This is a genomic window from Streptomyces sp. NPDC107454 (assembly GCF_055582885.1).
Map to the genome: position 1 here is coordinate 116,430 of NZ_JBVJPA010000010.1, position 25,481 is coordinate 141,910.

Annotated in this window: 16 protein-coding genes; 12 read left to right on the forward strand and 4 right to left on the reverse strand. The window is 70.6% G+C overall.

Annotation, left to right across the window (positions count from 1 at the left end; all coding sequences use genetic code 11):
- Nucleotides 1-17 precede the first annotated feature (17 nt).
- The 9 genes from ACZ69M_RS26075 to ACZ69M_RS26115 all read left to right on the forward strand — a co-directional run bounded on the left by ACZ69M_RS26075 (nucleotide 18) and on the right by ACZ69M_RS26115 (nucleotide 11,123).
- Nucleotides 18-491, forward strand: a complete 474-nt coding sequence (locus tag ACZ69M_RS26075; protein ID WP_470053390.1) for a hypothetical protein — start codon at nucleotides 18-20, stop codon at nucleotides 489-491.
- A 127-nt stretch (nucleotides 492-618) separates the two neighbouring features.
- Complete coding sequence (locus tag ACZ69M_RS26080; RefSeq protein WP_470053875.1) at nucleotides 619-1,245, forward strand: DUF1345 domain-containing protein; 627 nt, start codon at nucleotides 619-621, stop codon at nucleotides 1,243-1,245.
- Between the two features lie 16 nt (nucleotides 1,246-1,261).
- On the forward strand, nucleotides 1,262-2,995 hold the full coding sequence (locus tag ACZ69M_RS26085) for an FUSC family protein (RefSeq protein WP_470053392.1): 1,734 nt from the start codon (nucleotides 1,262-1,264) through the stop codon (nucleotides 2,993-2,995).
- Between the two features lie 80 nt (nucleotides 2,996-3,075).
- Nucleotides 3,076-5,424, forward strand: coding sequence for an FdhF/YdeP family oxidoreductase (locus tag ACZ69M_RS26090; RefSeq protein WP_470053394.1), 2,349 nt, complete (start codon nucleotides 3,076-3,078; stop codon nucleotides 5,422-5,424).
- A gap of 83 nt (nucleotides 5,425-5,507) precedes the next feature.
- Nucleotides 5,508-5,780, forward strand: a complete 273-nt coding sequence (locus ACZ69M_RS26095) for a hypothetical protein (protein ID WP_470053396.1) — start codon at nucleotides 5,508-5,510, stop codon at nucleotides 5,778-5,780.
- 33 nt (nucleotides 5,781-5,813) lie between these two features.
- Complete coding sequence (locus ACZ69M_RS26100) at nucleotides 5,814-6,926, forward strand: serine hydrolase domain-containing protein (RefSeq protein ID WP_470053397.1); 1,113 nt, start codon at nucleotides 5,814-5,816, stop codon at nucleotides 6,924-6,926.
- 321 nt (nucleotides 6,927-7,247) lie between these two features.
- Nucleotides 7,248-8,351 carry an LLM class flavin-dependent oxidoreductase gene (locus ACZ69M_RS26105; RefSeq protein ID WP_470053877.1) on the forward strand — a complete coding sequence of 368 codons (1,104 nt, stop codon included), beginning with the start codon at nucleotides 7,248-7,250 and terminating at the stop codon, nucleotides 8,349-8,351.
- Between the two features lie 90 nt (nucleotides 8,352-8,441).
- Complete coding sequence (locus ACZ69M_RS26110; protein ID WP_470053399.1) at nucleotides 8,442-8,876, forward strand: tetratricopeptide repeat protein; 435 nt, start codon at nucleotides 8,442-8,444, stop codon at nucleotides 8,874-8,876.
- A 246-nt stretch (nucleotides 8,877-9,122) separates the two neighbouring features.
- The gene (locus tag ACZ69M_RS26115; RefSeq protein ID WP_470053401.1) at nucleotides 9,123-11,123 is read left to right on the forward strand and encodes a protein kinase domain-containing protein; all 2,001 of its coding nucleotides are present in this window, start codon (nucleotides 9,123-9,125) and stop codon (nucleotides 11,121-11,123) included.
- Here the strand turns inward: ACZ69M_RS26115 and ACZ69M_RS26120 are convergent.
- Complete coding sequence (locus tag ACZ69M_RS26120) at nucleotides 11,063-12,619, reverse strand: hypothetical protein (protein WP_470053403.1); 1,557 nt, start codon at nucleotides 12,617-12,619, stop codon at nucleotides 11,063-11,065. The genes ACZ69M_RS26115 and ACZ69M_RS26120 overlap by 61 nt on opposite strands.
- Complete coding sequence (locus ACZ69M_RS26125) at nucleotides 12,609-18,425, reverse strand: hypothetical protein (protein WP_470053405.1); 5,817 nt, start codon at nucleotides 18,423-18,425, stop codon at nucleotides 12,609-12,611. Before ACZ69M_RS26125 ends, ACZ69M_RS26120 begins: the two co-directional genes overlap by 11 nt.
- Before the next feature lie 178 nt (nucleotides 18,426-18,603).
- Between ACZ69M_RS26125 and ACZ69M_RS26130 the strand changes: the two genes are divergently transcribed.
- On the forward strand, nucleotides 18,604-19,533 hold the full coding sequence (locus ACZ69M_RS26130) for an S-4TM family putative pore-forming effector (protein ID WP_470053407.1): 930 nt from the start codon (nucleotides 18,604-18,606) through the stop codon (nucleotides 19,531-19,533).
- Between the two features lie 42 nt (nucleotides 19,534-19,575).
- On the opposite strand, the gene ACZ69M_RS26135 is transcribed toward ACZ69M_RS26130, so the two are convergent.
- Entirely contained in the window at nucleotides 19,576-21,003 is a 1,428-nt protein-coding gene (locus ACZ69M_RS26135; RefSeq protein ID WP_470053409.1) for an alkaline phosphatase family protein, read from the reverse strand.
- Nucleotides 21,004-21,219: 216 nt separating this feature from the next.
- Nucleotides 21,220-21,957 carry an SAM-dependent methyltransferase gene (locus ACZ69M_RS26140; protein WP_470053411.1) on the reverse strand — a complete coding sequence of 246 codons (738 nt, stop codon included), beginning with the start codon at nucleotides 21,955-21,957 and terminating at the stop codon, nucleotides 21,220-21,222.
- 272 nt (nucleotides 21,958-22,229) lie between these two features.
- Between ACZ69M_RS26140 and ACZ69M_RS26145 the strand changes: the two genes are divergently transcribed.
- Nucleotides 22,230-24,155, forward strand: coding sequence for a glycoside hydrolase family 5 protein (locus ACZ69M_RS26145; RefSeq protein ID WP_470053413.1), 1,926 nt, complete (start codon nucleotides 22,230-22,232; stop codon nucleotides 24,153-24,155).
- A 107-nt stretch (nucleotides 24,156-24,262) separates the two neighbouring features.
- Entirely contained in the window at nucleotides 24,263-25,453 is a 1,191-nt protein-coding gene (locus ACZ69M_RS26150) for an MFS transporter (protein WP_470053415.1), read from the forward strand.
- Nucleotides 25,454-25,481 lie beyond the last annotated feature (28 nt).

Below are 25,481 nucleotides of genomic sequence, written 5' to 3' on the forward strand. Positions count from 1 at the left end.
ACCCAGTGGGAGGATCCATGTTCAACAGGCTCAGCAAGTTCAGCGTCGCCGTCACCGTCGCTTCCAGCGCGCTGGTGCTGGTCACCGGGACCGTATCGAGCGCGATGCCGGATACCACCGACACCGCGGTCGTGGCCCCGCCACCAGTGACGGTCCCCAGCCCGCCTCCTTACGAACAGCTCGCTCTCAAAACCCTCGACCAGGTCGTGAAGGGAAACTTCGTCGCCGTCTCGGCGCGCTTCGACGAGTCGATTCGGAAAGAAGGAAATCCCGCGGTTCTCGCGAACGCCTGGAAGGAATACCAGGATCAGCTCGGTTTCGGTCGCTACCAGTCGCACGGAGCGCCCCAGCAGGTCGTATCCGCCGATCGGACGGTGGTCGACATACCACTGCGCATGGCCAAGCAGCCCGGAGATTTCCGCGTCGCCTTCGACGGAAAAGGACACATCGAAGGTCTGTGGTTTCTCAAGAAAGGCGTTCCGGTCCCGTAGGAGCTCGTGACACGATCACGACGCGTGGACGTCCCGTACGCCCGGCCGTGGGCGGGACTCCGTCACCCCTGGTCCCGCTCTCGCCGTGCCGAGCAGCCACGAAGCACTACCGTTGTGGCTTGTGAGCGTGAACATCCGTTTGTCGCTTTCCGCAGTCCCACGGCTTGCCATCTCGGTCGTCGTCGGAGCGGCGGTCGGCGTGGCCGTCGCATCGGCCGGCGACACACCGCTGGCCATTCTCGCGGGTATCGCCGCGACCCAGACATTCTTCGTGGTGGTCGGCTGGATCGTGCTGTGGCCGATGGACGCCGCCTCGACCCGAGGCAACGCCCGACGCGAGGACCTGCGCCCCGTCCTCGAGGAAATCGTCGTCGTCACCGTCGCTCTGTGCGGTCTGGTCGGCATCGTGGTATTCCTGCTCGGCAACTCCGACACCGGCCATGCCGCGACGGCGCTGCTGGGCGTGTTCATGGCCTGGGCGGCACTGCATCTGATGTACGCCACCCGCTACGCGTACGTCTATTACGTGGCTTCCGGGGGCGGGATCGATTTCAACTCCGACCAGCCCCCGGCGTACCGGGACTTCTTCTACTTCAGCTACAACCTCGGCATGACCTACCAGGTCTCCGACACCGACGTCTCCAGTGGGACGATCCGCTCGATGGTGCTCCGGCACACATTGCTGTCGTACGTCTTCGGCACCAGCATTCTGGCTACCGCCATCAACCTCTTCGCAGGAATCCTCGTTCACTGATCTCGAAGAAGTGGGCATGTCCCACCGTCACCGCACCGCATTGACGCGCGTACTCTCGCCGCGCGGCGTGCTCACCCTGCACGCAGTGGACGGAGCGCTTCTCTTCGCTCTGCGCGCGGCGCTTGCCATGGCACTGCCCGCAGTGCCGTTGGTGCTCTCCGGACGAACCGCGCTCGCCGTCTTTCCCATGCTGGGCGCGTTCACCACCACGTTCGGGCGCAACCTGCCCTACCGCCGTCGTGCCCGCGTCCTCGCCGTCGCCGCGGTGGCCATGACGATGTGCGTCGGCCTTGGTGCGACGCTCGCCGCACTGACCGATCCGCAGGCGGGAGGTCTCGGCGCTGCCCTGGTGATTGCCGCGATGGCGGTCACGGCCGGCCTGGCGAAGTTCCTCTGCGACGCGACACGGCTGAGTGGCCTCGGTGCCGTGCTGATGCTCTTCTCGTTCGCCGTGGCGGCCAACGGCCCTGCCGACCGGTTCACCGACGTGCTCACCCAGACGGGGCTCGCCGCGACAGGCGCGGCCACGGCCTGGGCACTGGCACTGGTGGGCTGGGTCGTGCACCCGGACCGCCCGCAGCGGCTCGCGGTGGCCGTGGCCCTCCGTGAACTCGCCGACCTGCTGGAACAAGGCGGAGGAGCCGATGGCGCCTGGCACACACGGCACCGGGCGACCGCCGCCGTCCTACGGGCGTATCAGTCGCTCGGCCTGGGCCCCCTGACAACCGCTGAGCGGCACGGTGAGCGGAGCGGGACATGTGTTTTCCTGACCGACCTCGCCTGGTCGCTCCTGATCACCTCCGCGCGCCGACAGACTCCCGACGCCCCGACAGCACGGTATCTGCGTGTGCAGGCTCGGTACCTGACCGTCAGGTACCGCCGCCCCCCGTCCCCGCTGCCCTGTCCGATGTTCCGGTCCGCCTCGTCCGCCCGGTACACCCCGTCCGCAGATACGGCACCCGGCCATCCGGACGAGGCCGGTCCCGCGGCCCGGCGCGCCGCCGAACTGACCGTGGGCACCGGTGCCGGCAGCCCAGGCCATGTCGCGGTACTCGTCGTCCCCGCGTTCCGGATGGCTCTCGGCACCGGCCTGGCAGGTGGCACGGCCGCGTTCCTGAGCTTTGGACACGGTTACTGGGCCGCATTGTCCGCGGCCGCCGTACTGCATTCCGTCAACGTCCGCTCCACCTTGGAGCGTGCCCTGCAACGCACCCTGGGCACGGCGGCCGGACTCCTGATCGCGTTCGGCGTGCTGGCCACCCACCCGGCGCCGACAGCTCTCGTCGCCCTGATCGTGGTCTTCGAATTCCTGCTGGAATACACCGTGGCCCGGAACTACGGCCTCGGCGTCGTCTTCCTCACGCCGCTCGCACTGCTGATGAGCGACCTGGCATCCCCGGCTCCTGTGGGAACGCTCGTCCACGACCGGACGCTGGGCAGTGTCCTCGGCATCCTCATCGGTCTGGCATGTGCCCTGCTGGTCGTCCACGGGCGTCCGGCAGCACGTGTGGAACGAGCGCTGGCCGCGTGCGGCGAAGCATCCGCGCGCGCCGAACAGGCACTGGCCGACTCCACAGCCGTACCGCACCCCGCCGTTCAGACACAGCTGGCCGTGGCAGTGGTGGAACTGCGCGAGGCGGACGACGCCGCCGCCGGGGAACTGTACGCGGCGGAGGTCGACCCCGCCCAGCTGGCGGCCGCGGAGCAGCGCGCCTATGTGCTGCTCGAGCGCCTTCATCGGACCACCTGAAGCCCCGATTGAGAGAGCCACAGGATGGTTGTAGCGTTTCCACATACTCCTTCGGCGGCAGACACGAAGGGTCGATGAGCATGACTACCTACGATGCCGACAAGGCTGTCGCGGAGAACGAACCGCCGCACGGCGCAAAGACACCGGCCGGGGGCGAGGGGCCCACCACAGACAAGCAGCCGTCGCAGCGGGCCTACCATCATCCGGCCGCCGGCTGGGGTGCCGCCAAGAGCGTCACACACGTCCTCCTGCGGGAACACACGCTGATCGACGGACCACGCGCCATCTTCAAGATGAACCACGAGAGCGGGGGGTTCGACTGCCCGGGCTGCGCGTGGCCCGACGACACCAAGGGTCTCAAGCTCGACATCTGTGAGAACGGCATCAAGCACGTCACCTGGGAGATGACGCCCAAGCGTGCGGGACGTGAGCTGTTCGCCGCGCACTCCGTCTCGGAGCTGGCGACATGGACCGACTTCGCGCTGGAGGACACGGGCAGGCTGACGGAGCCGATGGTCTACAACGAGGAGACGGACCACTACGAGCCCATCACCTGGAAGGCCGCGTTCGAGCTCGTCGGAAGCGAGCTGCGGGCCCTCGACGACCCGAACGAAGCCGCCTTCTACACCTCGGGACGCCTCGGCAACGAGGCGACGTTCCTGTACCAGTTGATGGCCCGTGAGTACGGCACCAACAATCTGCCCGACTGCTCCAACATGTGTCACGAGGCGTCCGGACGCGCCCTGCAGGCGTCGCTCGGCACCGGAAAGGGCACGGCCGACCTCGCCGACTGGGAGAGTGCCGACGCCCTGTTCATCATGGGCGTCAACGCGGCCTCCAACGCTCCGCGCATGCTGACCGCGCTCGCCGAGGCATATCGGCGGGGTGCGCAGATCGTGCACGTCAATCCACTCATCGAGGCTGCCGCCACCCGGACCATCGTCCCGCACGAGTTCGTCGACATGGCCCTGTTCAAGTCGACGCGCACGAGCACGCTCAACCTGCAGGTCCGTTCGGGCGGCGACATGGCGCTCCTGCGCGGCATGGCCAAGGCGGTGATCGAGGAGTCGGCCTCGAACCCGAAGGCACTCGACCGCGAGTTCATCGACCGCCACACCCAGGGGTTCGAGGAGTACCGGGCCCTGTGCCAGGCGACACCGTGGCAGGAGCTGGAGCGCCAGTCCGGGCTGACGCGTGCGGACATCCTGAAGGCCGCCGACGTGTATTCGCGGTCCGACCGGACCCTGATCAGCTGGTGTCTTGGGGTGTCCCAGCACGAACACGGTGTGGACACCGTCCGGGAGATCGTCAATCTCCTGCTGCTGCGCGGGAACCTCGGGCGCGAGGGCGCCGGGCCGTCACCCGTGCGCGGGCACAGCAACGTGCAGGGGAACCGTACCTGTGGCATCGACCACCGGCCCACACCCGAGTTCCTCGACCGGCTCGCCGACGTCTGCGGGATCGACCCGCCCCGTGCGCACGGGCTGGACACAGTCGGCGTGGTCGAAGGAATGCACCGGGGCACGGTCAAGGTGTTCGTCGGAATGGGCGGCAACTTCGCGATGGCCGCACCCGACACCACGTACACCGCCGAAGGACTTCGACGCTGCGGGCTGACGGTCCACGTCAGCACGAAGCTCAACCGCAGCCATGTGATCCACGGCAAGAAGGCACTCATCCTGCCGTGTCTCGGCCGGACGGAGAAGGATCACCAGCGCCGTGGGCCGCAGGCCACGTCCGTCGAGGACTCCATGAGCATGGTGCACCTGTCGCTCGGCATGAAGCGCCCGGCGTCGCCGCATCTGCTGTCCGAACCCGCCATCATCGCCTGCATGGCGCGGGCGACTCTTCCCGACAGCGCCGTCCCGTGGGAGCAGTACATCGAGGACTACGACCGTATCCGGGACACCATGGCCCAAGTCCTGGACGGCTTCGAGGACTTCAACCGCCGCGTGCGGCTGCCGCTGGGGTTCCGGATCAGGCAACCGGCCCGCGAACTCGTCTTCCGCACCCCGTCCGGCCGGGCCGAGTTCTCCGCCGCCGTACTGCCGGATGTCGTGCCCAAGGACGACATGTTGGTGCTGCAGACGATGCGCTCCCACGACCAGTGGAACACGACCATCTACTCCGACGACGACCGCTACCGGGGTATCAAGAACCTGCGCACACTCGTCCTCATGAACCGCGCCGACATGCGCTCCCGTGGCATCACCCCCGGCAGCCTGGTCGACATCACGGCCACCTCCAAGGACGGCAGCAAGCGTTCCCTCACCGGGTACCGGGCGTTGAGCTACGACATGCCCCGAGGCTGCGCGGCGGGGTACATGCCCGAGATGAACGCCCTCATCGGCGCTGCCGACTACAGCACGCAAAGCAATCAGCCACTGATGAAGAACGTCAACGTCCGTGTCGCCCCGAGCCGGCTGTGACATGTGCGAAGCGAGATCGTCACGGGTCTGAGCCCGGTGGGTCGCCGTCGAGGGCCGCGGCACGGAGGGCGGCTGCCACACGTGTGACCGGTTCGCTCGGCGGGTGGGGAAGACGGGCCAGGAACGGCAAGTCCGCGGCACAGGTCGTGCTCCGCCGGCTGTCCCAGCGCGGCGTCGTCGCGCTCCCCACGTCGGTACGCGCCGACCGTATGGCGGAGAACACCGGCGTCTTCGACTCCGGGCTCACGGACGACCAGATGACGTCCATCGCCGGCCTGGACGCCGGCAGGTCTCCGTTCTTCGACCACCGTGACCCGGCCATGGTCCGCCACCTCACTCAGCGGATATTCGGTTGACCGCGGTGGTGCGATGCGGGCTATGTTCCGCGCATGGCCGAGATTCAGGGTTCGTACGACGATCTCTTCTCCGCGGTACCCGGCGCACTCGCCGAGTTGCTCGACGCCGGAGACGTGGGCGCCTCGGTGGCGGTCTTCGTGGACGGTGAGCCGGTGGTGGACGTCTGGGGCGGATTCACCGACAGGGACCGCACGGTCCCGTGGCAGCGCGAGACGATCGCGGGCGTCTGGTCGGTCACCAAGACGATGACGGCGCTGTGTGCCCTCGTCCTCGCCGACCGTGGCGAGCTCGACCTGACCGCGCCGGTGGCCCGGTACTGGCCGGAGTTCGCCGCGGCGGGCAAGGACGGGGTGCTGGTGCGGCACCTGCTCGCGCACACCGCGGGCCTGCCCGACTGGGACGGGCCGACGACGACCGGGGATCTCTACGACTGGCCGTCCGCCACGGCGCGGCTCGCCGCGCAGGCTCCGCGGTGGGAGCCGGGCACCGCGGCCGGATACCACTCGCTCACCCAGGGGTTCCTCGTCGGCGAGGTCGTACGCCGGATCACCGGCCGCACCCTGGGCGAGTTCTTCGCCGCCGAGGTGGCCGGGCCGCTGGGCGCGGACTTCCACATCGGGCTGTCCGCCGAGCACGACCACCGGGTCGCGCTCACGATCCCGCCGCTCGCGCGCGACGAGGACTACGTCTCGAGCGCGCCCGGTAGGACCGCAACCCCTACCGCCGGAGGCGGGATACGGGTCCGTGACGGGAACAGCGTCGCCTGGCGGCGCGCGGAGATCCCCGCGGCGAGCGGATTCGGCAACGCCCGCTCGGTCGCTCTCGTGCAGTCGGTGATGGCGTGCGGCGGAACGGTGCGCGGGGTGCGGCTGCTGTCGCAGGCCGGCTGTGCTCGTGCGTGGGAGGAACAGTTCCGCGGCGAGGACCGCCTCCTGGGCATGCCGATGCGCTACGGCATGGGGTACGGCCTCTTCGGCAATACGTACGGCTGGAGCGGCTGGGGCGGTGCGACGGTCATGATCGAACCCGAGGCGCGCATGGCGGTGTCGTACGTGCCGAATCAGATGCGCGAGCCCGGGGACGACTACCGGGGACTCGAGGTCGTGATGGCGGCCTACGACGGGCTCAAGGGGCTGCGCGCCTGACTTGTCGTCGGGCGCGCAGCAGGATCCGGCGGATCCGAACTGTTCGCAGGAGGACCTGGATGCCGGTGTCCGCGGCGTCGAACGCCACGAGGGCGAGAACGCGCGCCGGCCCGGGGTGGGCGGCGGCACCTCCACGACACTCAGGACGTCGGTGCTGCCGTAGTCGGAGAACTGCGCTCCGAGAGACGTGTGCTTCGGCTCCAAAGGACCGCATCACACAGGATCGCCCTGGTCGCGGCAGACGAGAAGCTGCTGGAATACCGAGGCTCCTCGCCACGTTCACCGTGCAGTTGATACATCAACCGCATGGAGATGGGTGCGATGCAGTTCGGGATCTTCACCGTCGGTGACGTGACCACCGATCCGACCACCGGCCGGACACCGACCGAGCACGAGCGGATCAAGGCGATGGTGGCCATCGCGCAGAAGGCCGAGGAGGTGGGCCTCGACGTCTTCGCGACCGGCGAGCACCACAACCGGCCGTTCGTGCCCTCCTCCCCCACCACCGTGCTCGGCTGGATCGCCGCGCGCACCCACCGCATCATCCTCTCCACGGCCACCACACTGATCACCACCAACGACCCGGTGAGGATCGCCGAGGACTACGCGATGCTCCAGCACCTCGCCGACGGACGCGTCGACCTCATGATGGGCCGCGGCAACACCGGCCCCGTCTACCCCTGGTTCGGCAAGGACATCCGCCAGGGAATCCCGCTCGCCATCGAGAACTACGCCCTCCTCCACCAGCTCTGGCGCCAGGAAACCGTCGACTGGGAAGGCAGGTTCCGCACACCCCTGCAGTCCTTCACCTCCACCCCCCGCCCACTGGACGACGTACCCCCGTTCGTCTGGCACGGCTCCATCCGCTCCCCCGAAATCGCCGAACAGGCCGCCTACTACGGCGACGGCTTCTTCGCCAACAACATCTTCTGGCCCAAGGAGCACTTCCAGAAACTCATCAACCTCTACCGCGAGCGCTACGCCCACTACGGCCACGGCACCCCCGAACAAGCCATCGTCGGCGTCGGCGGCCACATCTACATGCGCCACAACTCCCAGGACGCCCTGCGCGAGTTCCGCCCCTTCTTCGACCACTCCCCCCAGATGGGCGGCGGCCCCTCCCTGGAGCAGTACATGGACCAGACCCCACTGACCGTCGGCAGCCCCCAGCAGGTCATCGAGAAAACGCTCACGTTCCGCGAGCACTTCGGGGACTACCAGCGACAGTTGTTCAACGTGGACGGCGCCGGCATACCCCTCAAGACCGTGCTGGAACAGCTCGACATCCTCGGCGAAGAAGTCGTCCCCGTCCTGCGCGAGGAATTCGCCAAGTACCGACCCGCCACCGTGCCCGACGCTCCGACACACACCTCACTGGTCGCCGCTCGCGACGCCGAGCGCATGTCCGCGGCATCGAACGACTGAGTCCTCGGACCGTCGAGGACTTCAACAGTGGCCGTCCGGCTTCGAGAACGCCGGACGGCCACCGCACACGACTCCAGGAAGGCAAACGTCGTGATCGACAACCTCAACGACTACCAGCCGAACGGCGATGTCGCGGCCGACCGCTGGGCAACTGCCCGGCACCTCTTCGACCATGGTGTCGGCGTCCCCCCCGAGGAGACCACCGTCGAGCGTTGGGAGCGGGCCCAAGCGCGCTTCGAGGCGAAGGACTACGCCGGGGCCGCCAAGCTGCTTGCCGCCGTCGTCGAGGAAGTCCCCGAGCAGACCGGCCCCCGACTGCTGCTGGCCCGCGCGTACTACCACTCCGCGCAACTGCGGCGTGCCGAGGAGCAGTTGCGCGAGATCATCGACCGTGACCCGGTCGAGCACTACGCCCACCTGATGCTCGGACGCACTCTGGAACGCCAGGCACGCCACGACGAGGCCGCCCCCTGGCTCCGCATGGCCGCCGCCTTCACGGGCGAACTCCCGACCGACACCATCTGACCGAAGTACGTCTCCAACGCTGGGCGGTCGGCGCCGACCCATCCACACATGACCTCGGCGCCGATCGGCCCGGGCGGCGGCCCGCGACGACGGAGACCGCGAGCACGTGAGTCAACCGTCACCTGGAACAAGGGCGTCCAGTGGACCGCCTCGGACACCGGGCCGAATCCGGCCAACTCGCCTGCCGTACAAGTGTGCTGCGCTAATCTCGCGCTCACACGCGTCACGCGAGAGACCAGGAACCCCATGCCAGTGCAGCACCGCAGCCGGTCCGAGATATTGGCCTACGCAGCGGTCGGTATGGAACCGCCGCCCGTGATCCCGCTGCGGAAGAGCGATCCGAGGCAGGCGGGTCCGTACCGGTTGGAGGCGGTGCTCGGCAGCGGTGGCATGGGCCGGGTCTATCTCGGCCGGGACACCACCGGCGGGACAGGTCTGGCCGCGGTCAAGGTGATCCGGCCCGAATACGCGGAAGACCCGCTGTTCCGGAAGCGTTTCGAGCGGGAGGCCGGCGCGCTGGACCGCGTCAAGGGAGCGCACATCGTGCGGCTGATGGGCAGCGGCTGCGATGAGGACCTGGTCTGGGTCGCCACCGAGTACATACCGGGGCCCACCCTCTCGGACGTCGTCACCGAGCGCGGCCCGCTCGACGCGGCGGCGGCCTGGCGGCTGCTGGCGGACGTGGGGCGGGCGATCGAGGCCATATGGCGTGCGGGGCTCGTTCACCGCGACCTCAAACCGTCCAATGTGATCCTGGGAGCCGACGGTGCCCGCGTCATCGACTTCGGCGTCGTCCAGGCCGGCGACGCCACCTCCCTCACCGCCACGGGCCAGAACGTGGGGACCCCTGCCTACATGTCCCCGGAACAGACCAGAGGCCTGGAGGTGACCGCCGCCTCCGACGTCTTCTCCCTGGCCTCCACCCTCACCTACGCCGTCGCGGGGCAGGCGCCGTTCGGCGAGGGCACGGGTGTCGACGTCCTGCACCGGGTGGCCTTCGACTCGCCACGGGAGGGAGTCCTCGACAAGGTGGCGGACGTCGATGCGGAACTGGCCGCGTTCATCCGTACCTGCCTGGACAAGGATCCCGAGCAACGGCCATTACCGGAGACGGTGTTCAGGACCGCCATCGGACACCAGTTGTCGGCGCCGACCGGCGGGCCCTCGCAAGCCGCACGCAAACGCCCCTCCAAGCGTGCCCCCCTCCACGACAGGCGGCCCGAGGCACTTCCCGCCGCCGCGCCCTCCGTCCCGCCCGCCGAATCCCCCGCACTCGGCGCGACAGCCGCCCCTGCCGCATCCAGGAAGCGCGGACGGTTGATCGTGGGGGCCGCGACGGCGGCCGTCCTGGTCGCCGCGGGTGTCACCGTGGCGCTGCTGCAACAAGGCGACAGCCGGACGCCGGCGTCCCTTCGGCCGGAGACATCCCCGGCCGTGTCCGGAAACCCGAACCCGGCGCCCAGCGTCTCCAGGAGCGCGCCCACCTCCACACCGCCGAAGACGGACCGGGCGGCGGGCAAGCCGTCGAGTCCGGCCGGCACGGGGAATCCCACGTCCCTGGACCTTCGGTCCGCCGCCTGCGCCGCCGAGATCGCCTCGGGAGCCCACGGCGACTGCGTCAAGGCCCTGCAACTGCTGCTCGCAGGCTACGGACTGCACGTCACGGTCGACGGGCAGTTCGGGGAGGCCACGGTCACCGCGCTCAAGGCCTTCCAGACCGAGGCCGGGATCGCCGTGAACGGGAAGGCCGGCACGGAAACCAAGAAGCTGCTGTACGGCACGGCGCGCGGGCCGGTGCAGGTCGGTTCGCTGACCGTGACCGAGAGCGTCGACGGCGCCTCGGTCGCCAGGTGTCTCGACGCCCACACCGGGGCCACGGGCGGGGACGGTCCGGACGTCCAGGTGTGGACGTGCCACGGCACAGCTGACCAGAAGTGGGCTCTGCATCGCGTGCCCGGCCAGAGCTCCCAGTACATCGTCGTCGATCAGGGCAACCACCGCTGCCTGGACGCCGACCTCGGCACCGTCGGCCAGAACGGCCAGAAGATCCGCGCCAGGATCTGCAACGGGCTGAGCGCCCAGCGGTGGCGCCTCGGCGCCTCCGGTCCGTCCGGCGGACGGACACTGGTCAGCGTCCCGGACGGCTTCTGCCTGGACGCGGAGGCGACCTCGTCCGGGAAGGACGGTCAGCCGGTCCAGGGCTTCGGATGCGCGGGCAGCACCAACCAGGTGTGGAGCTGGTCCTGATACACCGTCAGGAAGGACGGCCGGTGGTCACCGGTCGAACTGTGTCTTTCCTTCGGCACCCGCTCACCCGCCGCGGCAGCCGCGGCAGCCGCCAAGAGGGAACGCAGCAGGTCGGTGCCTTCCGCGGGCCGGTCGACGAAGTCGGTCGGCACGGCGGGGGCCATGTGCGGGACGGGGAGCCGGTTCACCGGTGGCGCGGCGACGGTCGTGGTAGGGGTGGCCGTGGACGCGCACCCTGCCATACCTGCCTGCGCCGGGGGCGAGACCGCGGGCGCCGACGAGGGCGGGGTCACCCCGTGCCGCGACAGCAACTCGCCGCCCGCGTGGGCCGCCAGACGGAAGAACCTCCACCTGCGGGCGTCGCCCAGGTCCTCGTAGGTCGTGAAGCGCAACGCCGTCGCAAGGACGGACAGCAGCAGCTCGTCCGACCACAGAGCCTGCCAGCCGCCCGGTGCCACGTCGGTACAGGAGGAGTGCAAGTCATCGACCAGAAGCGCCAGTTCCGGCACGATGTGGGCCACGTACGCGTCCCTCGGATCGACCAGGTGGCGCAGCAGTGCGAGCTCGTGCTCGTCGATCAGGCCGGTCGGCGCTCTCTGGGCCAGGACCGACAGCATCAGTGTCGCCACGTCCCGGGTGAGCGGGGCGTCTTCGGCGAAGGTGGACAGGTCGATGAGCCGAAAGGCTTCCGGACACAACGTGCCCCTGCGCAGGGGCACCAGGGCGTTGTGCAGATGCAGGTCACCGTGGGCGAGCCCGTGCACGACCAGGATCAGGGGGTCGGGCAGCTCGTCGTCGCCGAGGGACATGGCCAGCGGATTCGGCAGGACGATGCCGCCGACCTCGATCCAAGCCGTGTCGGGGCGCAGACTCTCGATCCCGGCGCCGTAAGCCCGTGCCGAACCGGCCTCGGCGACCGATGCGTCGAGTTCGCGCCGCAGGAACTCGGAGACGCTCACGAGTTCGGTGTCCTTGGACTCGAGTCCCTGGTTCCAGTCGGAGACGAGGCCGGTGACGACGGTGCGAAAGGTCGATCGCAGGTCCTCGTCGTTCAGCTGCGCCATCGTGACGACGTTGCGCAGGTCGTCGCCGGCGGGGCTCTGGAACGTCAGCAGCCGTCCGTCGCCCACCGGGTGCGGCGGGTAGAGCTGCCGGGTGAGGTGCCGGCGGGCGAAGTCACCGCGGAGTTCGGAGGCACGTCGCGCCCGCGTGTGGGCGGCGTGTTTCGCGCGCTGATCGGCGGGACACAGCTTGACCACGACGACTCCGGGGCCCGGTGTGACCGTCACGGCTGCCAGCACCGCTCCGGTGTACCCCTTGCCGGACGGGGCCCACCTGGGGTGCGTGGGCCGCACGGTCGCCGGGATGGCCTCGGCCCATGCGACCAGTGCCCGCGCCGCGCGCTCGTCGCCCAGGCACTCGCTGAGCTCCTCCACACCGCTCGGCGCGTCCAGCGCCGAAGTGCGTGCCCGCCCCGGGGCCGATTCAGGAATCATGGTCACCCCGAGAAGACACCGGCAGGTCCGCCTCGGCCGGCGGACAAACGACGGTGAGCATCAGATAGCCTCCCCCGCCCGCGAGGTACACCCTGTCGCCCTGGACGGTGACGTCGTTGACGGTGAAGGGCAGCAACAGCCGCACCGGTGTGGTGTCGTGGCTCGGTCGGTCCAGCCGGAGCAGCTCCACGCCGTCCTCGACCACGTAGACCACGAACGGCCGGCCGTCCGCCGTCCGGCCGGCCCTGGGCGGACCGACAAAGGCGTCGTGTGCACGCGACCGGTGGACCACGGCGCCCGACTGGCCGCCGGTCTCCGGGTTCCAGATCCTCAGCCCGCGGGCGTCGTCGGCGCTGTGGCCGGTGACCACGACCGGAGGCGACGCCGCCACGACGGTGGCTCCGATGACGCGTGCGTCGTCCCTCGTCAGGTCGTGCACGAGCGAGCCGTCGACGGCGTCGTACACCGCCAGGCCACCGTGGGTGTCGCCCGCCAGTACCCGCATGCCGTCGCCGCCGGGCACGGGCATGACGACCGTGACCATGCCCAACTCCTCGGCGAGGGGTGGCAGTGCCCGGGCGGGCCCGTCGTCGCTCCATGACCAGCGGACCAGCAGGCCGCCCTGGGTGCCCGCGACCAGGACCGGGTCGGGGCCCGGCGTGGACACCCACGCGAGGCTGATCACTTTGCGGCCGGCCTCCGACAACGGCCGGCCCGAGGGGGTCGCCGCGGGCACGTCCAGGTCACGCATGTCGCCGGTGGCCGGATCCACGACGAGGACCTGCTGACGGTCGGCCACGGCCAGCAGGACCCGCCCGGGACGTTCGAGCACCGCGAGCCGGCCGGGTGCCGTCAGCCCTCGTTCCAGCAGCACGCCCGTGCCGGGTTCGAGCGCGAAGATCTGCAGCAGCGTGGACGAGGTCACGGCGATCCGGCCGCCGTCGGGCCCGCTCCACCCGACGACCGCGAAGGGATGGCCCGTGGGAATGGGCAACGCGCCCACGGAGCGTCCGCTGCGCGCGGACCAGAGGTGGATGCGGCCGTCGTCTCCGAGCGTGGCGAAGACGGCCGACATCGCGTCGACGGCGATCAGATGGGCGTCGGCGTCGTGCAGGTCGTACGCCTCCGGGTCCTGGCTCACCTCGTCGAGCCGCCACAGGTCCGCACCGCTGTTGTGCCCGACCGCCACATAGCGTCCGCCTTGGCGCAGCGCGCCCATGGCGAGGGCGTGGGCGGCCGAGCCGACCAGCGTGGTCGAGTCCCGGCCCGGGCCCCATTCCCACACCCGGATACGGCCGACGGTGTCCACAGCCACGATCGCCGGCCGCGGCACTCCGGTGGGGCCGATGTGCACGGCGTGGACGGACATGCCCGCGTCCTGCAAGCGGCGCGGCGGGGTGTGCTCGTCGCCGTTCCACAGGTCGACCGCGCCGCTGACGTACCCGAGCGCGATGCCGGATCCGCCCTCGCCCTCCCAGCTCGCGGTGCAGACCGGGACCTCCGGGAAGGGCCATGGGCGCGTGCCGGTCGACGACCGCCACAACAGTGCCTCCTTCGAGTGCAGACCTGTCGTGATCAGCAACACGCCGTCGGCGCGGTCCGGTTGCAGTGCCGCGAGCTGGATGTTGAAGGCCGCGTCGAGATCGATCGTGTGGCGCAGGCGACCGGTGTCGGGCTCCCAGACGGTGACTCTGCCACCGGCGGCCACCGCCAGCAGGTTGGTGCCGTCGCGGTCCCGCACCACTGTCGCCGTGGTGATGGGCTGACGTCCCGGCTCCCATTCCAGGGGCAGCACGAGCACCTCGCCGGTCCGGCCCGGGCGCCAGATGCCGATGTGTTCGTCCGTCCACCCGGCGAGGAACGCCTCGCCGTCGGCACCGACGCCGTGGACGAGGCCGCGGCGGAAGTCCACCGGGTGTTCGGCCCGCAGGGCGCGCGTCGTCGCGTCCCAGACCCGGACGCCGCCGTCCCGGCCGGCCGTCGCGACGACGGGGAAGCCGTCGTCGTCGAGGTAGGCGGTCATGGCCCACACCTCGTCCGCCCCGGTCAGTATCGTCTCGACGAGCGCGCCCGAGTCCGGGTCGCGCACGTCGAGGAAGCGGCCGTTGGCGAGGAAGAGCAACGGGTCGCCGTGGCGGCTGTCCGCGCATGCCAGGGCCGACACCGGCGCGCCCTCGGCCACCGACTGCCGCAGCGCCTCGTGACGGACCCGGACATGGGTGACGGACACCGGCATGCCGGCCGCCGCGGCGAGCGCGTCGGAGAGTCCGTGCCGGTTCATCACGGTCGCGGCGACCGACAGCAGAAAGCCCCGTCCCGGTGGCGAGGCGGTCCGCAGCCGGTGCAGGTAGGGGCGCAGCAGGCGGCTCAGGGAGACGAGTCGTTGGGTTCCCGAGGAGACCAGCGCCTCGTGCAGCCGGTCCGGGTCGCAGTGCGTCAGCAGCCCCGGGTCGTCGGCCAGGGACGTGAGCTCGCCGCCCTGGCGCGCGTGTTCGGGCAGCGCACGCCGCAGATAGGCCGACGCGCGCTGCCACTCCCGTGTGCCACCCGTGACCAGCGTGTCGAGCAGCGCCCCGGTGATGGCCCGGTGAGCCGCCGTGCGGTCGCCGCGTCCGGTCAGGAACGATTCGGCGAGCGCCTCGTGGTGGAAGCGGTAGGCGCTGGGGCCGCCCGCGTCGACCTCCATGACCAGGTGGGTCGCCACGCGCTGCTCCAGCAGCGCGGTCACGTCCGCGTCGCCGAACGTGCGCCCGTCCGGATCCAGTCGGGTGGCCAGCAGCGCCCACAGGTCTGTCGCACCGGCCGTTTCGCGGGTGAGTCCGATGCCTTCGGCGAACGCGAGCGGGCGCAGCAGCGCCAGTTGTCGGTCGGCCTCCTCCACACCGTAGAAGGCCTCGATCTCCTGGCGCATCGCGTCCCCGATGCGCTGCGGGAACTGCCGACGCCACGCGGGGCTCTGCACATCGGCCGGTGCGCTGTCCAGCGTGTGCCGGCGGGCGACATGCGCGGCCAGCAGGAAGGAGTGGCCGGCCTGGGTCTCGATGGAGCGGGCGAGCACGCGGCGTGCCCGCGGGCTCGCGGCGTAGGTGTTGGGGTTTCCTCGGTCGTTGGCCTCGACCGAGAGCAGCCGCTCGCAGTACTCGGCGATGTCACCGGTCTCCAGCCACGGTGCTTCGCCCACGTCCACGACCGTGCCACCGTCCCCGACGAGGGGCCCGATCAGGTCACCCCAGGGTGCCAGTACGTCCGTGGGGTCGTGCCCGACCGGCCGGCTCCGGGTGGCGATCAGCAGGCGGGGGCCGCCGGACCGGGCCTGCTGGACCAGGGGACGCAGCACCTCGGCGACGATCCGGTGCGGGTCGTACGCCTCGTCCAGGCCGTCGAGGGCGATGACCAGCGGCGCGCCCGCACCGGAGGTCTCCGTCACCCTCTCCAGGCGGGCCTTCACCTCCTCCAGGGTGAGTTTCGTCAGTCGCATGGTGAGGGCGAAACGGAAGTCCTCCGGCGCGGTCTCCGTGGGCCGGAAGGCTCCTGGCTGCCCGCGTAGCCGTTCCCGCAGGTCCGGTACGGTGGCCACCACCGTGCGCGCCATGACGGTGCTCTTGCCCGACCCCGGGGCTCCGGTGAGGACGAGCACCGGTTCGGCCGGGTCGGCGAGCCAGTCGGTCACCCGCTTGTTCAGCTTGCGGCGTCCGCTGAAGAACCAGGCCGACTTGCCGACCCCCGTCGAGGCCCGCGCCGTGGGCTCCCACCAGGACGACATCTCGCCGGGGTCGACGCCTGCGAGGTGGTGCCGGGGGTTGGGCAGGCAGCGGTTGGGACCGGCCGGGGTCGGAGAGGCCACCCGGATCGCGTACCCGGGCGGGGCGCTCGCGCGCAGCCGGTCGGCGAGCTCGTCCAACGCGAGGTAGGGCTGGTCGCGGGGCGTGTCGTCGCCGGCGGTCAGGGCGTGCGCCCACGCGGTGGCGAATTCCGCGCCGGGCTCGCCCGCCGAGCGGACCGCGACCACCAGGTGCAGGCCTCCGGAAGGGCTCTCGCCCGTGCCGAGGTCCGCCATCATCGCGGCGGCCTCCCGCGTCACGTCGTCCGGGTCGGCGCCGCGTACGTCGAGCACGAGCAGCAGGGATCCGGTCCCGCCGCCCGGGGGCCGTTCCCGCATGCCTTCCAGCAGCGAGGTCAGCGGCAGGGTGCCGCGGTCGTGCCCGGGCCGGGAGCGCGGAGTGTGCAGGACCAACTGGCGCGGCCTGCTGGCTGTCGCCTCAAGACGCTCGACCACGCCGGTGACGTAGACCGCGACGGCGTCCCGCGGCCCGGTCCGCGCCAGCCGTTGCGCGAGCAGGTCCCTCGGGACCTGCGGGCCGGTGAGGGGCACGACGACGTCGCCCGCGCTCTCGTATCCGATCGCGCGGAACGAGCGGACCGCCGTCGCGAGCGTTTCCCGCACCGCTCCGGATTCCTCGTCCTGGTCGTCGCCGGGTACGACGACCAGCAGGGATCGGTGGAACCCGTCCTCGACGCGCAGCGGTTCGGCGGCGCCCTCCGATGGGCGGCTCACGCTCGTCCTCGTTCGAGGTACCGCCGTGACGGCCACGCGGTCGAACAGCCGCCGGACCTCGGGTGCGTGCACACCCCTGGACTCCAGGAACGCGGTGCCGGCGTGGGCGGCGAGGCGCAGCAGCCACCAGCGGGCCTCGGCGTCGACGTTCTCGAAGGACAGGTGGAGGAGGGCGGTGGCGACCAAGGAGAGCAGGAGTTGCTCGGACCAGTTCTCCTCGAACTCGGCCTGGAGGAAGGAGGGCATGGCCGCGTAGCGCACGGCGTCGACGAGTGCGGTCGCGTCGGAGGGCGGGTCGCCGGCCGCCGCCGCGGTGCGGTCGACGAGGTGGTGCAGCAGTGCCTCGTTCTGCGCGGGCGTCTGGGCGGACAGCAGGCGGACGACGGAGGAGACCGCCAGCATGGCGAGGTCGGCGCTGAGCGGGGCGGCCTCGTCGAACGTCGACAGGTCGACCAGACGGAAGGACTCGTGCTCCACTCTCCCGTCGACACGCGGCACGAGCACGTTGTCCTCGTGCAGGTCCCGGTGGGTCAGCCCGGCGATGAACTGCACACGGTCGTCACGGCCGACCACCGAGCCGTCGAGGAGGGCCAGCGGATTGACCAGTGGTCTGTGCGGGCCGTCCTCGGCCGTCTCGATCCAGCAGGCGCCGGGGTCGAGCAGCGTGGCGTCGACACCGAGAGCGTCCGCCAGGTCGGTTCCCGCCACGGCGGAGGTCACGTCGAGTCCGTCCCGCAGGAAGCCGGACACCGTCAGCTCGTCCAGGTGCCAGGTGGTCTCCCCAGTCCAGTCCTGCGTCAGCGCCCGGGCGACCGCCGCGGCCGTCAGGGCCCGGTCGGCCGGGGCGAACTCCGACATCGGACGGCAGCGGGCCAGGCTCGCGCCGGCGATGTTCTGCAGCAACAGCTCGCCCCCGCCCGGCAGTCCGATCGGGTCGCCTTCCATGGAGACCAGATGGCGGGCGGCGAAGTCGGCCGGAGACATCTCCAAGGCGGCATGGTGGCGGGCGCCTTCGCGGCGTCGGCCGTCCGCGGGGCAGACCTTGACCACGTATTTGCGCGGCCGCTGCGGTGCCGGCGGCCGCGAACGCTCCACCACCGCGGCGAGCCGCGCCCCGGTGTAGCCCGCCGCCGTCCAGCGGGGTTCGGCCAGGTCGACCTCCCGGTTCCGGGAGCTCGCCGCGGCGCGCAGCGCCTCGGACGCCTCGGTTCCGAGTACCGCCGTGAGGCGGAGCGTCGCTTCATCCCCCATCCGGCCGACTGTATTGCAAGCCGTGCTCGCCTGCGGGGTCGTCGGGATCTCTCCCGCGGCGCTGGTGCGATCCCTGCCACCGGTTGCCCGAAGGCATACGCCGGACGGCTCCTGGGCATGTCCCCGGAGTACGGCCGCATCGGACATTACGGATCTTCTGACTGTCAGGGGGGACAGCATGAGTCCACGGACGCTGCCGCCGATCGTCGAGCACCAGAACGATCCGGAGATGCTGCGGCTCCTGCGCGCCGCATCCGCCTCCCACGCACGCGCCCAGCGGCTCACCTCCGGCCATGTCGTGGTGTCCACGGCGCTGGCGGTCGGAGCGGTGGTCGGCGTATTCGTGCCCGTGACGCTGACCCCGCTCAGCCTCGTCGGTCTGGTGTGGGCGGTCGTCTACGCCGTGGGGGCGAGCGCCTGGACGAAGAGCGAGTTCCGCAGGGCGGCCCTGCTCCAGGAGACCTTCGACACCAGGTTGTTCGGGCTTCCCTGGAACCACGTGCTCGTCGGCCGCGGGCCGTCCGCCGACGAGATCAGCCGGTTGGCGCGTCACTACCGCGGATCGCCCGCGAGGCTGCGCGACTACTACGAGATCCAGGACCTGCCCCGCCCCTTCGACGTCGTCGCCTGCCAGTTGCAGAACCTCGGCTGGGGCTCACGCATCCGCCGCCGCTACGCCGGTTTCGTACGGACGGGTCTCGTCCTGTGGTGTGCGGCGGGAGTGCTGGTCGGCGTTGTGAACCGGATGCCGCTGACCGACGTTCTCATGGACTGGTACGTCCCCTCCCTGGGGCTCCTGCTGCTGGGCGTCGACACCTACCGGGCGCAGCAGGACACGGTGGCCGCGCGGGAGCACGCGCGGAAGACACTGCTGGCGCGGACCGAGCAGTACGCGCGAGCCGGAGCTCGCGAGGCGCAGGCCGCCGGAATGCTGTCGCTGGCGCGGCAGGTGCAGGACGTGCTGCTGCAGACCCGGCAGACACAGGCGCGGGTGCCCAACTGGTTCTTCAACCGCTTCCTGGACACCGACCGCGCGGACTTCGCAGCCGCCATGGACGAACTCGGCCGCCTGGTCACCACGCCGACCACCGCCTCCGGACAGGGCTGATCCCGGAGCCGCTGCCCGCGAAGCCCGCACATTGCACGGCCGTCAGACGTGTGGCCGGTCTCCCGTCTCCTGGTGCGGTACCGACTGGTCGGCGCCCGGAAAGGTGGGTGCGGGCAGTGTCGCCACTTGCGCCTTCGCCTTCTCCAGTTGCTGCGCCGTGTCGTCGGGCAGGTGCGGCGGCAGCGGCTGTGGCTGCGTGAAGCGGAAGGCCGAGGTGAAGTCGCCGAACGCCGCGCGGCGCCAGGCGCTGATGTTCGGTTCCTGAACGCCGGTGAACTGTTCCAGGAACCGCAGCGTCGAGGTGTGGTCGAAGGTCTCCGAGGCCACCCAGCCGCCGACCGTCCAGGGCGAGACGATGATCGCGGGGACCCGGAAGCCGCCCCCGATGGGCCGTCCCTGGACGAACTCGTCCGGCGTACCCGCCGGGGGCGTCGGCGGCGGCACGTGGTCGAACAGGCCGTCGTTCTCGTCGTAGTTCAGAATGAAGACGGTCTTGCTCCAGACCTTCGGGTTGGAGGCGATCGCCTCGATCTTCGACGCGACGAAATCGGCGCCCGCGGCGGGCAGGTGGTCCGGGTGCTCGGACTGGAAGCTCGTGGGCATGATCCAGGAGACGGCGGGCAGCCGGTCGTTGCGCGCGTCGTCCTCGAACGTGCCCTCCGGCTGCGGGCGTACACCGCGCTCGTACAGGTCGGATCCCGGCGCCGCCGCGCGGAACTTCGCGAACTGCTCCAGCATGTTGCAGTCGTAGTCGTCGTCCTGCTGATATACCTTCCAGCTGATCCCCGCAGCCTGGAGCCGTTCCGCGTACGTCGTCCACCGGTACGGCGTCGAGGCCGTGTTCCCTGTGATCGGCCCGCCCTGTGTGCCGCCGGGGTCGATCGTGCCGGTCATCCAGTACAGCCGGTTGGGCCAGGTCGGCCCGAACACCGAGCAGAAGTAGTGGTCGCAGATGGTGAACGTCTCGGCGAGGGCGAACTGGAAGGGGATGTCCTCGCGGGTGTAGTAGCCCATCACGTACGGGCCGTTGATCCCGTCCGCCTTGCGGTGGGCCGGCAGCCAGCGGTCCATCTTCCCGCCGTTCCACGCGTCGTGCTGCACCGACCATGCATGGCTGGTGGAGGGGATCGCCTGGGCGCTGGACGTGTGGGTGTCGAGGTGGAAGGGGAGCAGATAGCCCTTCGGGTTCACGGCGTCGGGCTGGTAGAAGACCGACCGGCCGGTGTCGAGCTTCAGCGCGTGCGGGTCGGCGAAGCCGCGGACGCCGGACAGGGTGCCGAAGTAGTGGTCGAAGGACCGGTTCTCCTGCATCAGCATGACGACGTGCTCGATGTCGCGGAGCGAGCCGTGTTCCCGCGGCCCTGCCGCGACGGCCTTCTGGACGCTCGGCGGGAGGAGGGAGAGTGCCGCGGTGCCGCCCAGTACACCGGCGGCCGAACCCAGGAGTCTGCGGCGGGTCAACCCTGTCATGAACACCCCTTCTTGAGATTGCGTCAGCTCTCCGGCGCGCAGGTCGGTCCGCACGTGGACCGACCTGCTGGATCACTCTGCTCGGAGACACCGGCGCTGGGGTGGAGGCGCACGGTGATCATGACGACATTGTGCGGCGAAGGGCCGGCCGGGCGATCACCGGCATGGACGCTGTCGCAGGGAGACAGGGGGTCGCCGGACCGGCGCGGGCAGGCTTCAGTCGGACGTCGGGCGCAGGATCAGGCAGACGAAGCCGAAGGCGTCCCGGTAGACACTCAGCCATTCGGTGCGGTGGGTGGTGGCTGCCGCCAGCGCCTGCGAACTGTCCGGATCGTCGGGGTGGTCCAAGGCCCATGAGGCCAGTGACCCCGTCCACGCCCATTCGTAGTCGTCGAGCTCCCGGCGCGTGCTGATGTGGCCGTCGACGGGTGTCCATCCGTCGGAGATGACGCGGTCCACGGTGGTCGGCAGGTCGGCGAGGTCGCCGAGCATCTCCACGGCGCCGGGGGAAGGCTCGTGTGACCAGAATCCGTCGCCGACCAGGACGCGGCCGCCGGGGGCCAGGTGCTTGCGTGCCGCCTCGAGGGTGGCGAGCAGGCCGCCGAAGGCATGCGTGGCACCGACGCTGATCACCAGGTCGAACATGTGGGGGGCGGTGAAGTCCGCGGCATCCTCCTGGTGGAGGACGAGGCGCTCTTGCAGGCCGAGGGTGCGCGCGGCACTCCGCGCACGTGCCAGCGCACTCTCGGAGACGTCGACGCCTTCGGCCCTCAGGTGCGGATGCGTGGCCAGGGCGCGCAGGAGCCACTCCCCGCCACCGCAGCCGAGGTCGAGTACACGCGCGCCGCCTCGCGGGATGCCGCGTGCCAGCAGTCGGCGCACCGAGTCGTCGTCGAGCGGGGCCGCGATCGGATGATCCGCATGGGCAAGGGTGGAGATCTGTTCACGATTCACCGGCGGAGCCTGGCACGGCCCCAGGCCGGACCGCACCTGCTTTTTCTCCGGACCGCACCGGACGGACCGGGACGGCCGCGACAACCGAGGCCGACCCGGCTGCCGTCCGCCCATAGGCCGACGGCCGCTGACAATTGTAGGCTGGCGGCCGCCACCAAGACCGGTGACCAGGGCCGGACTTGATGTCACTCCGCAAGGGTGCCGTTCACCGGCGCTCGTCCGTCGCGACACCGACTCGTCAGCTTCACCCCAGCGCCCCCACAGAGGACCGGATGCCGACCACACATAGACTTGTCAAGTACCTGACATTAGCGACGGCGGCTCTCGCGTTGCTGACCGCGGCGCCGACGGCGATGGCCACCGTCCCGGAGCCCGTCGCCGCCAAGGACCTCCCCCAGGCCACCGCCGCGGCGGCCGACACCTGGCAGGCTCCGCTGTCAACCCAGGGCCGGTACATCGTCGACGCCCGGGGCAACCGGTTCCGGCTGAAGTCGGCCAACTGGGACGGCGCACAGGGCTCATGGACCGGAAGCGGCAGCATCACCGACCCCGCCAACCACCACGCCGGCCAGGACTCCTACGGCATCCCCCTCGGCCTCGACCGTGCCCCGCTGCAAGAACTGCTCGCCGACTTCCACGCACTCGGCATCAACAGCATCCGGCTGCCGTTCTCCAACGAGATGATCCACGCGACAGCGCCCGTGCCGGACGTGGCCGTCGCCGCCAATCCGCAACTGCGCGGCAAGGCGCCCCTGCAGATCTACGACGCCGTCGTGGCCGCCCTCACCCAGGACGGGTTCGCGGTCATCCTCAACAACCATACGAACACCTCCCGTTGGTGCTGCGGCGTCGACGGCAACGAACGGTGGAACAGCAGCCAGTCCACCCAGCAGTGGACGGACGACTGGGTCTTCATGGCCCGCCGATACGCCACCGACTCCCGTGTCGTGGGCGCCGACCTCTACAACGAGGTACGCCGCGACGTACTGGACGACCCCAACTGGGGCGCGGGCGACGGCCACGACTGGTACGCCGCCGCCCAACAAGCCGCGGACCGCATCCTCACCGAGGCCAACCCCAACCTCCTCATCGTCATCGAGGGCATCAACTGGACCGGCGTCCCCGTCGACGGACTGCCGCACGACCGCCCCACCCTCACACCCGTGCGCACGCTCTCGCACACCCTCGTGGACGCCCACAAGCTGGTCTACTCCGCCCACTTCTACGGCTACACCGGCCCCCGGCACAGCGGCGCCACCGGAATCGGCGAGACCCACGACGCCCGCTACCAGGACCTGACCCGCGATCAGCTCTATCAGGTCCTCGCCGACCAGGCCTTCTACGTCACCACGGAGGGGCAGCACTACACCGCGCCGGTGTGGATCAGCGAATTCGGCATCGGCGCCAACGAGACGGGCACCGCGCCCCGCACCTGGTTCGGCAACATCACCAACTACTTCGCCGACCATGACGCCGACTTCGCCTACTGGCCCCTGGTCGGCTGGGAGGGCCACGACGACTGGGCCCTGCTGCGCTACGACACCGCGGGACGACGGTACGGCATCCTCGACCAGGGCGACTGGCGCGCCACCGCCTGGAATCACCTCATGACCTCTCCCACACGTACCGGAACCATCACGCCGGTCCCTGTCTGGCGCATGCTCACCACCGACCACGGCGACCAAGTGCAGTCCGTGCGCGTACGGGCCGGCGGCGACTGGGATTCGGGGGCCTACAAGGCCGCCTGCCCCGACGGCCTGCGGCTGATCGGCCTCAGCCACACCTCCGGGCGTGGCCTGTGCACCGACACCACCGCCGGCGACCTGCGGGCCGCGGGCAACGCCCAGACGGTCGTCACCGACGAACGTTACGTCCCCGCGGGCGGCGACTGGGCCGGTGGCTACACCAAACTCCAGTGCCCCGCCGGGCAGTTCCTCATCGGCTACAGCCGCCGCGGTGACCGCGTGTCGGCGGCCCTGTGCGCGCCCGGCCGCACCCCGCTGGGGGCCACCGGACGGACTGTCTGGTTCGACCGCTCCGACACCCGGCCCGCCGACATGGCGGGCGGCGACTTCGCCTACGGCGCGTACAAGGGCCAGTGTTCCGCCGACGAGTACGCCGCCGGTATCGCCTTCACCACCCGTGTGGGCAGCACCGCGGGACCCGCCGCCCTGCTGTGCACTCCGATCAAGCCCTGAGCCCCTCACCGCCCCTCATTTCCGCATCACCGCAGGTGGGTGCTTCAGACGCGCCACGACCGCGGCCCGACCGGGCCGGGGCCGTGTGCGGGGTTACCGTCGGCGGCATGGACGGTGATCGCCGAGGGTGGCTCCAGTGTTTGCTCAGCGGGGCGGTGTTCGTCGTGTGCATGGCCGGCACCACGCTGCCGACTCCCCTCTACGGCCTCTATCAGGAGAAGTTCGGGTTCTCCGAGCTGACGGTCACCGTCGTGTACGCCGTGTACGCCTTCGGGGTCATCGGCGTGCTGCTGCTGACGGGGAACGCCTCGGACGCCGTGGGCAGACGTCCGGTCCTGCTGTGGGGCCTGGGATTCTCCGCGGCGAGCGCCGTCTGTTTCCTGTCCGCCACGGGGCTGGGCTGGCTGTACGCGGGGCGGCTGCTGTCGGGGCTGTCCGCCGGTCTGTTCACCGGGGCTGCCACGGCGTACGTGATGGAGTTGGCGCCGTACGGCGGCGCCTCCCGGGCCACGTTCGTGGCGACGGCCGCCAACATGGGCGGCCTCGGCTGCGGCCCGCTGCTCGCCGGATTGCTCGCGCAGTACGCCGCCTGGCCGCTGTACCTCCCGTTCGCCGTGCATCTCGCCCTGGTGGCCTGCTCGGCCGTCGTCCTGCTGTGGCTTCCGGAGACCGTGCGGGAGCGACGGCCGCTGAGCACCGTACGGCCGCAACGGCCCGGACTGCCCGCGCAGGTGCGGGCGGTGTTCGGGCCCGCGGCGATCGCCTCGTTCGTGGGGTTCGCGCTGTTCGGGGTGTTCACGTCGGTCAGCCCGGCGTTCCTCGCGCAGTCGCTGAACGTGCACAGCCACGCCGTCAGCGGGCTGGTCGTCGCGCTGGCCTTCTTCGCCTCGACCGCCGGGCAGCTCGCCGTCGGCCGGGTCGGGATGGGGCGGTCGCTCCCCCTGGGCTGCGTGGCACTCCTCGCCGGGCTGGCGCTGCTCGCGGGCGCGCTGCGGTGGGACCTGCTGGCGCTGGTGGTGCTGAGCGCGTTCGTCGGCGGGGGCGGGCAGGGGCTGGCGTTTCGCGGGGCGCTGTCCGCGGTGGCCGAGGCGTCTCCCGCGGACCGGCGCGCGGCGGTGATCTCGACGCTGTTCGTGGTGGCCTACGCGGGTATCTCGGTGCCGGTGATCGGTGTGGGGCTCCTGGCGGGTCCCCTCGGCCTGGAGGGCGCGGGCCTGGTGTTCATCGCGTGTATGGCCGTCCTGGTCTCGACCGCGGCCGTGTACCTGCTGCGGCGGCCGGTACCGGTGAGGACGTGAGCGCGTACGGAGGGGTGAAGTACGTGAT

Excerpts from the sequence above, each read along its gene's own strand:
- ACZ69M_RS26100 (WP_470053397.1), top strand. The coding sequence starts at position 5,814 with ATGGCCGAGATTCAGGGTTCGTACGACGATCTCTTCTCCGCGGTACCC.
- ACZ69M_RS26115 (WP_470053401.1), top strand. The coding sequence starts at position 9,123 with ATGCCAGTGCAGCACCGCAGCCGGTCCGAGATATTGGCCTACGCAGCG.
- ACZ69M_RS26135 (WP_470053409.1), bottom strand. The coding sequence starts at position 21,003 with ATGACAGGGTTGACCCGCCGCAGACTCCTGGGTTCGGCCGCCGGTGTA.
- ACZ69M_RS26150 (WP_470053415.1), top strand. The coding sequence starts at position 24,263 with ATGGACGGTGATCGCCGAGGGTGGCTCCAGTGTTTGCTCAGCGGGGCG.
- ACZ69M_RS26145 (WP_470053413.1), top strand. The coding sequence starts at position 22,230 with ATGCCGACCACACATAGACTTGTCAAGTACCTGACATTAGCGACGGCG.
- ACZ69M_RS26120 (WP_470053403.1), bottom strand. The coding sequence starts at position 12,619 with ATGATTCCTGAATCGGCCCCGGGGCGGGCACGCACTTCGGCGCTGGAC.
- ACZ69M_RS26085 (WP_470053392.1), top strand. The coding sequence starts at position 1,262 with ATGTCCCACCGTCACCGCACCGCATTGACGCGCGTACTCTCGCCGCGC.
- ACZ69M_RS26075 (WP_470053390.1), top strand. The coding sequence starts at position 18 with ATGTTCAACAGGCTCAGCAAGTTCAGCGTCGCCGTCACCGTCGCTTCC.
- ACZ69M_RS26130 (WP_470053407.1), top strand. The coding sequence starts at position 18,604 with ATGAGTCCACGGACGCTGCCGCCGATCGTCGAGCACCAGAACGATCCG.
- ACZ69M_RS26125 (WP_470053405.1), bottom strand. The coding sequence starts at position 18,425 with ATGGGGGATGAAGCGACGCTCCGCCTCACGGCGGTACTCGGAACCGAG.
- ACZ69M_RS26105 (WP_470053877.1), top strand. The coding sequence starts at position 7,248 with ATGCAGTTCGGGATCTTCACCGTCGGTGACGTGACCACCGATCCGACC.
- ACZ69M_RS26090 (WP_470053394.1), top strand. The coding sequence starts at position 3,076 with ATGACTACCTACGATGCCGACAAGGCTGTCGCGGAGAACGAACCGCCG.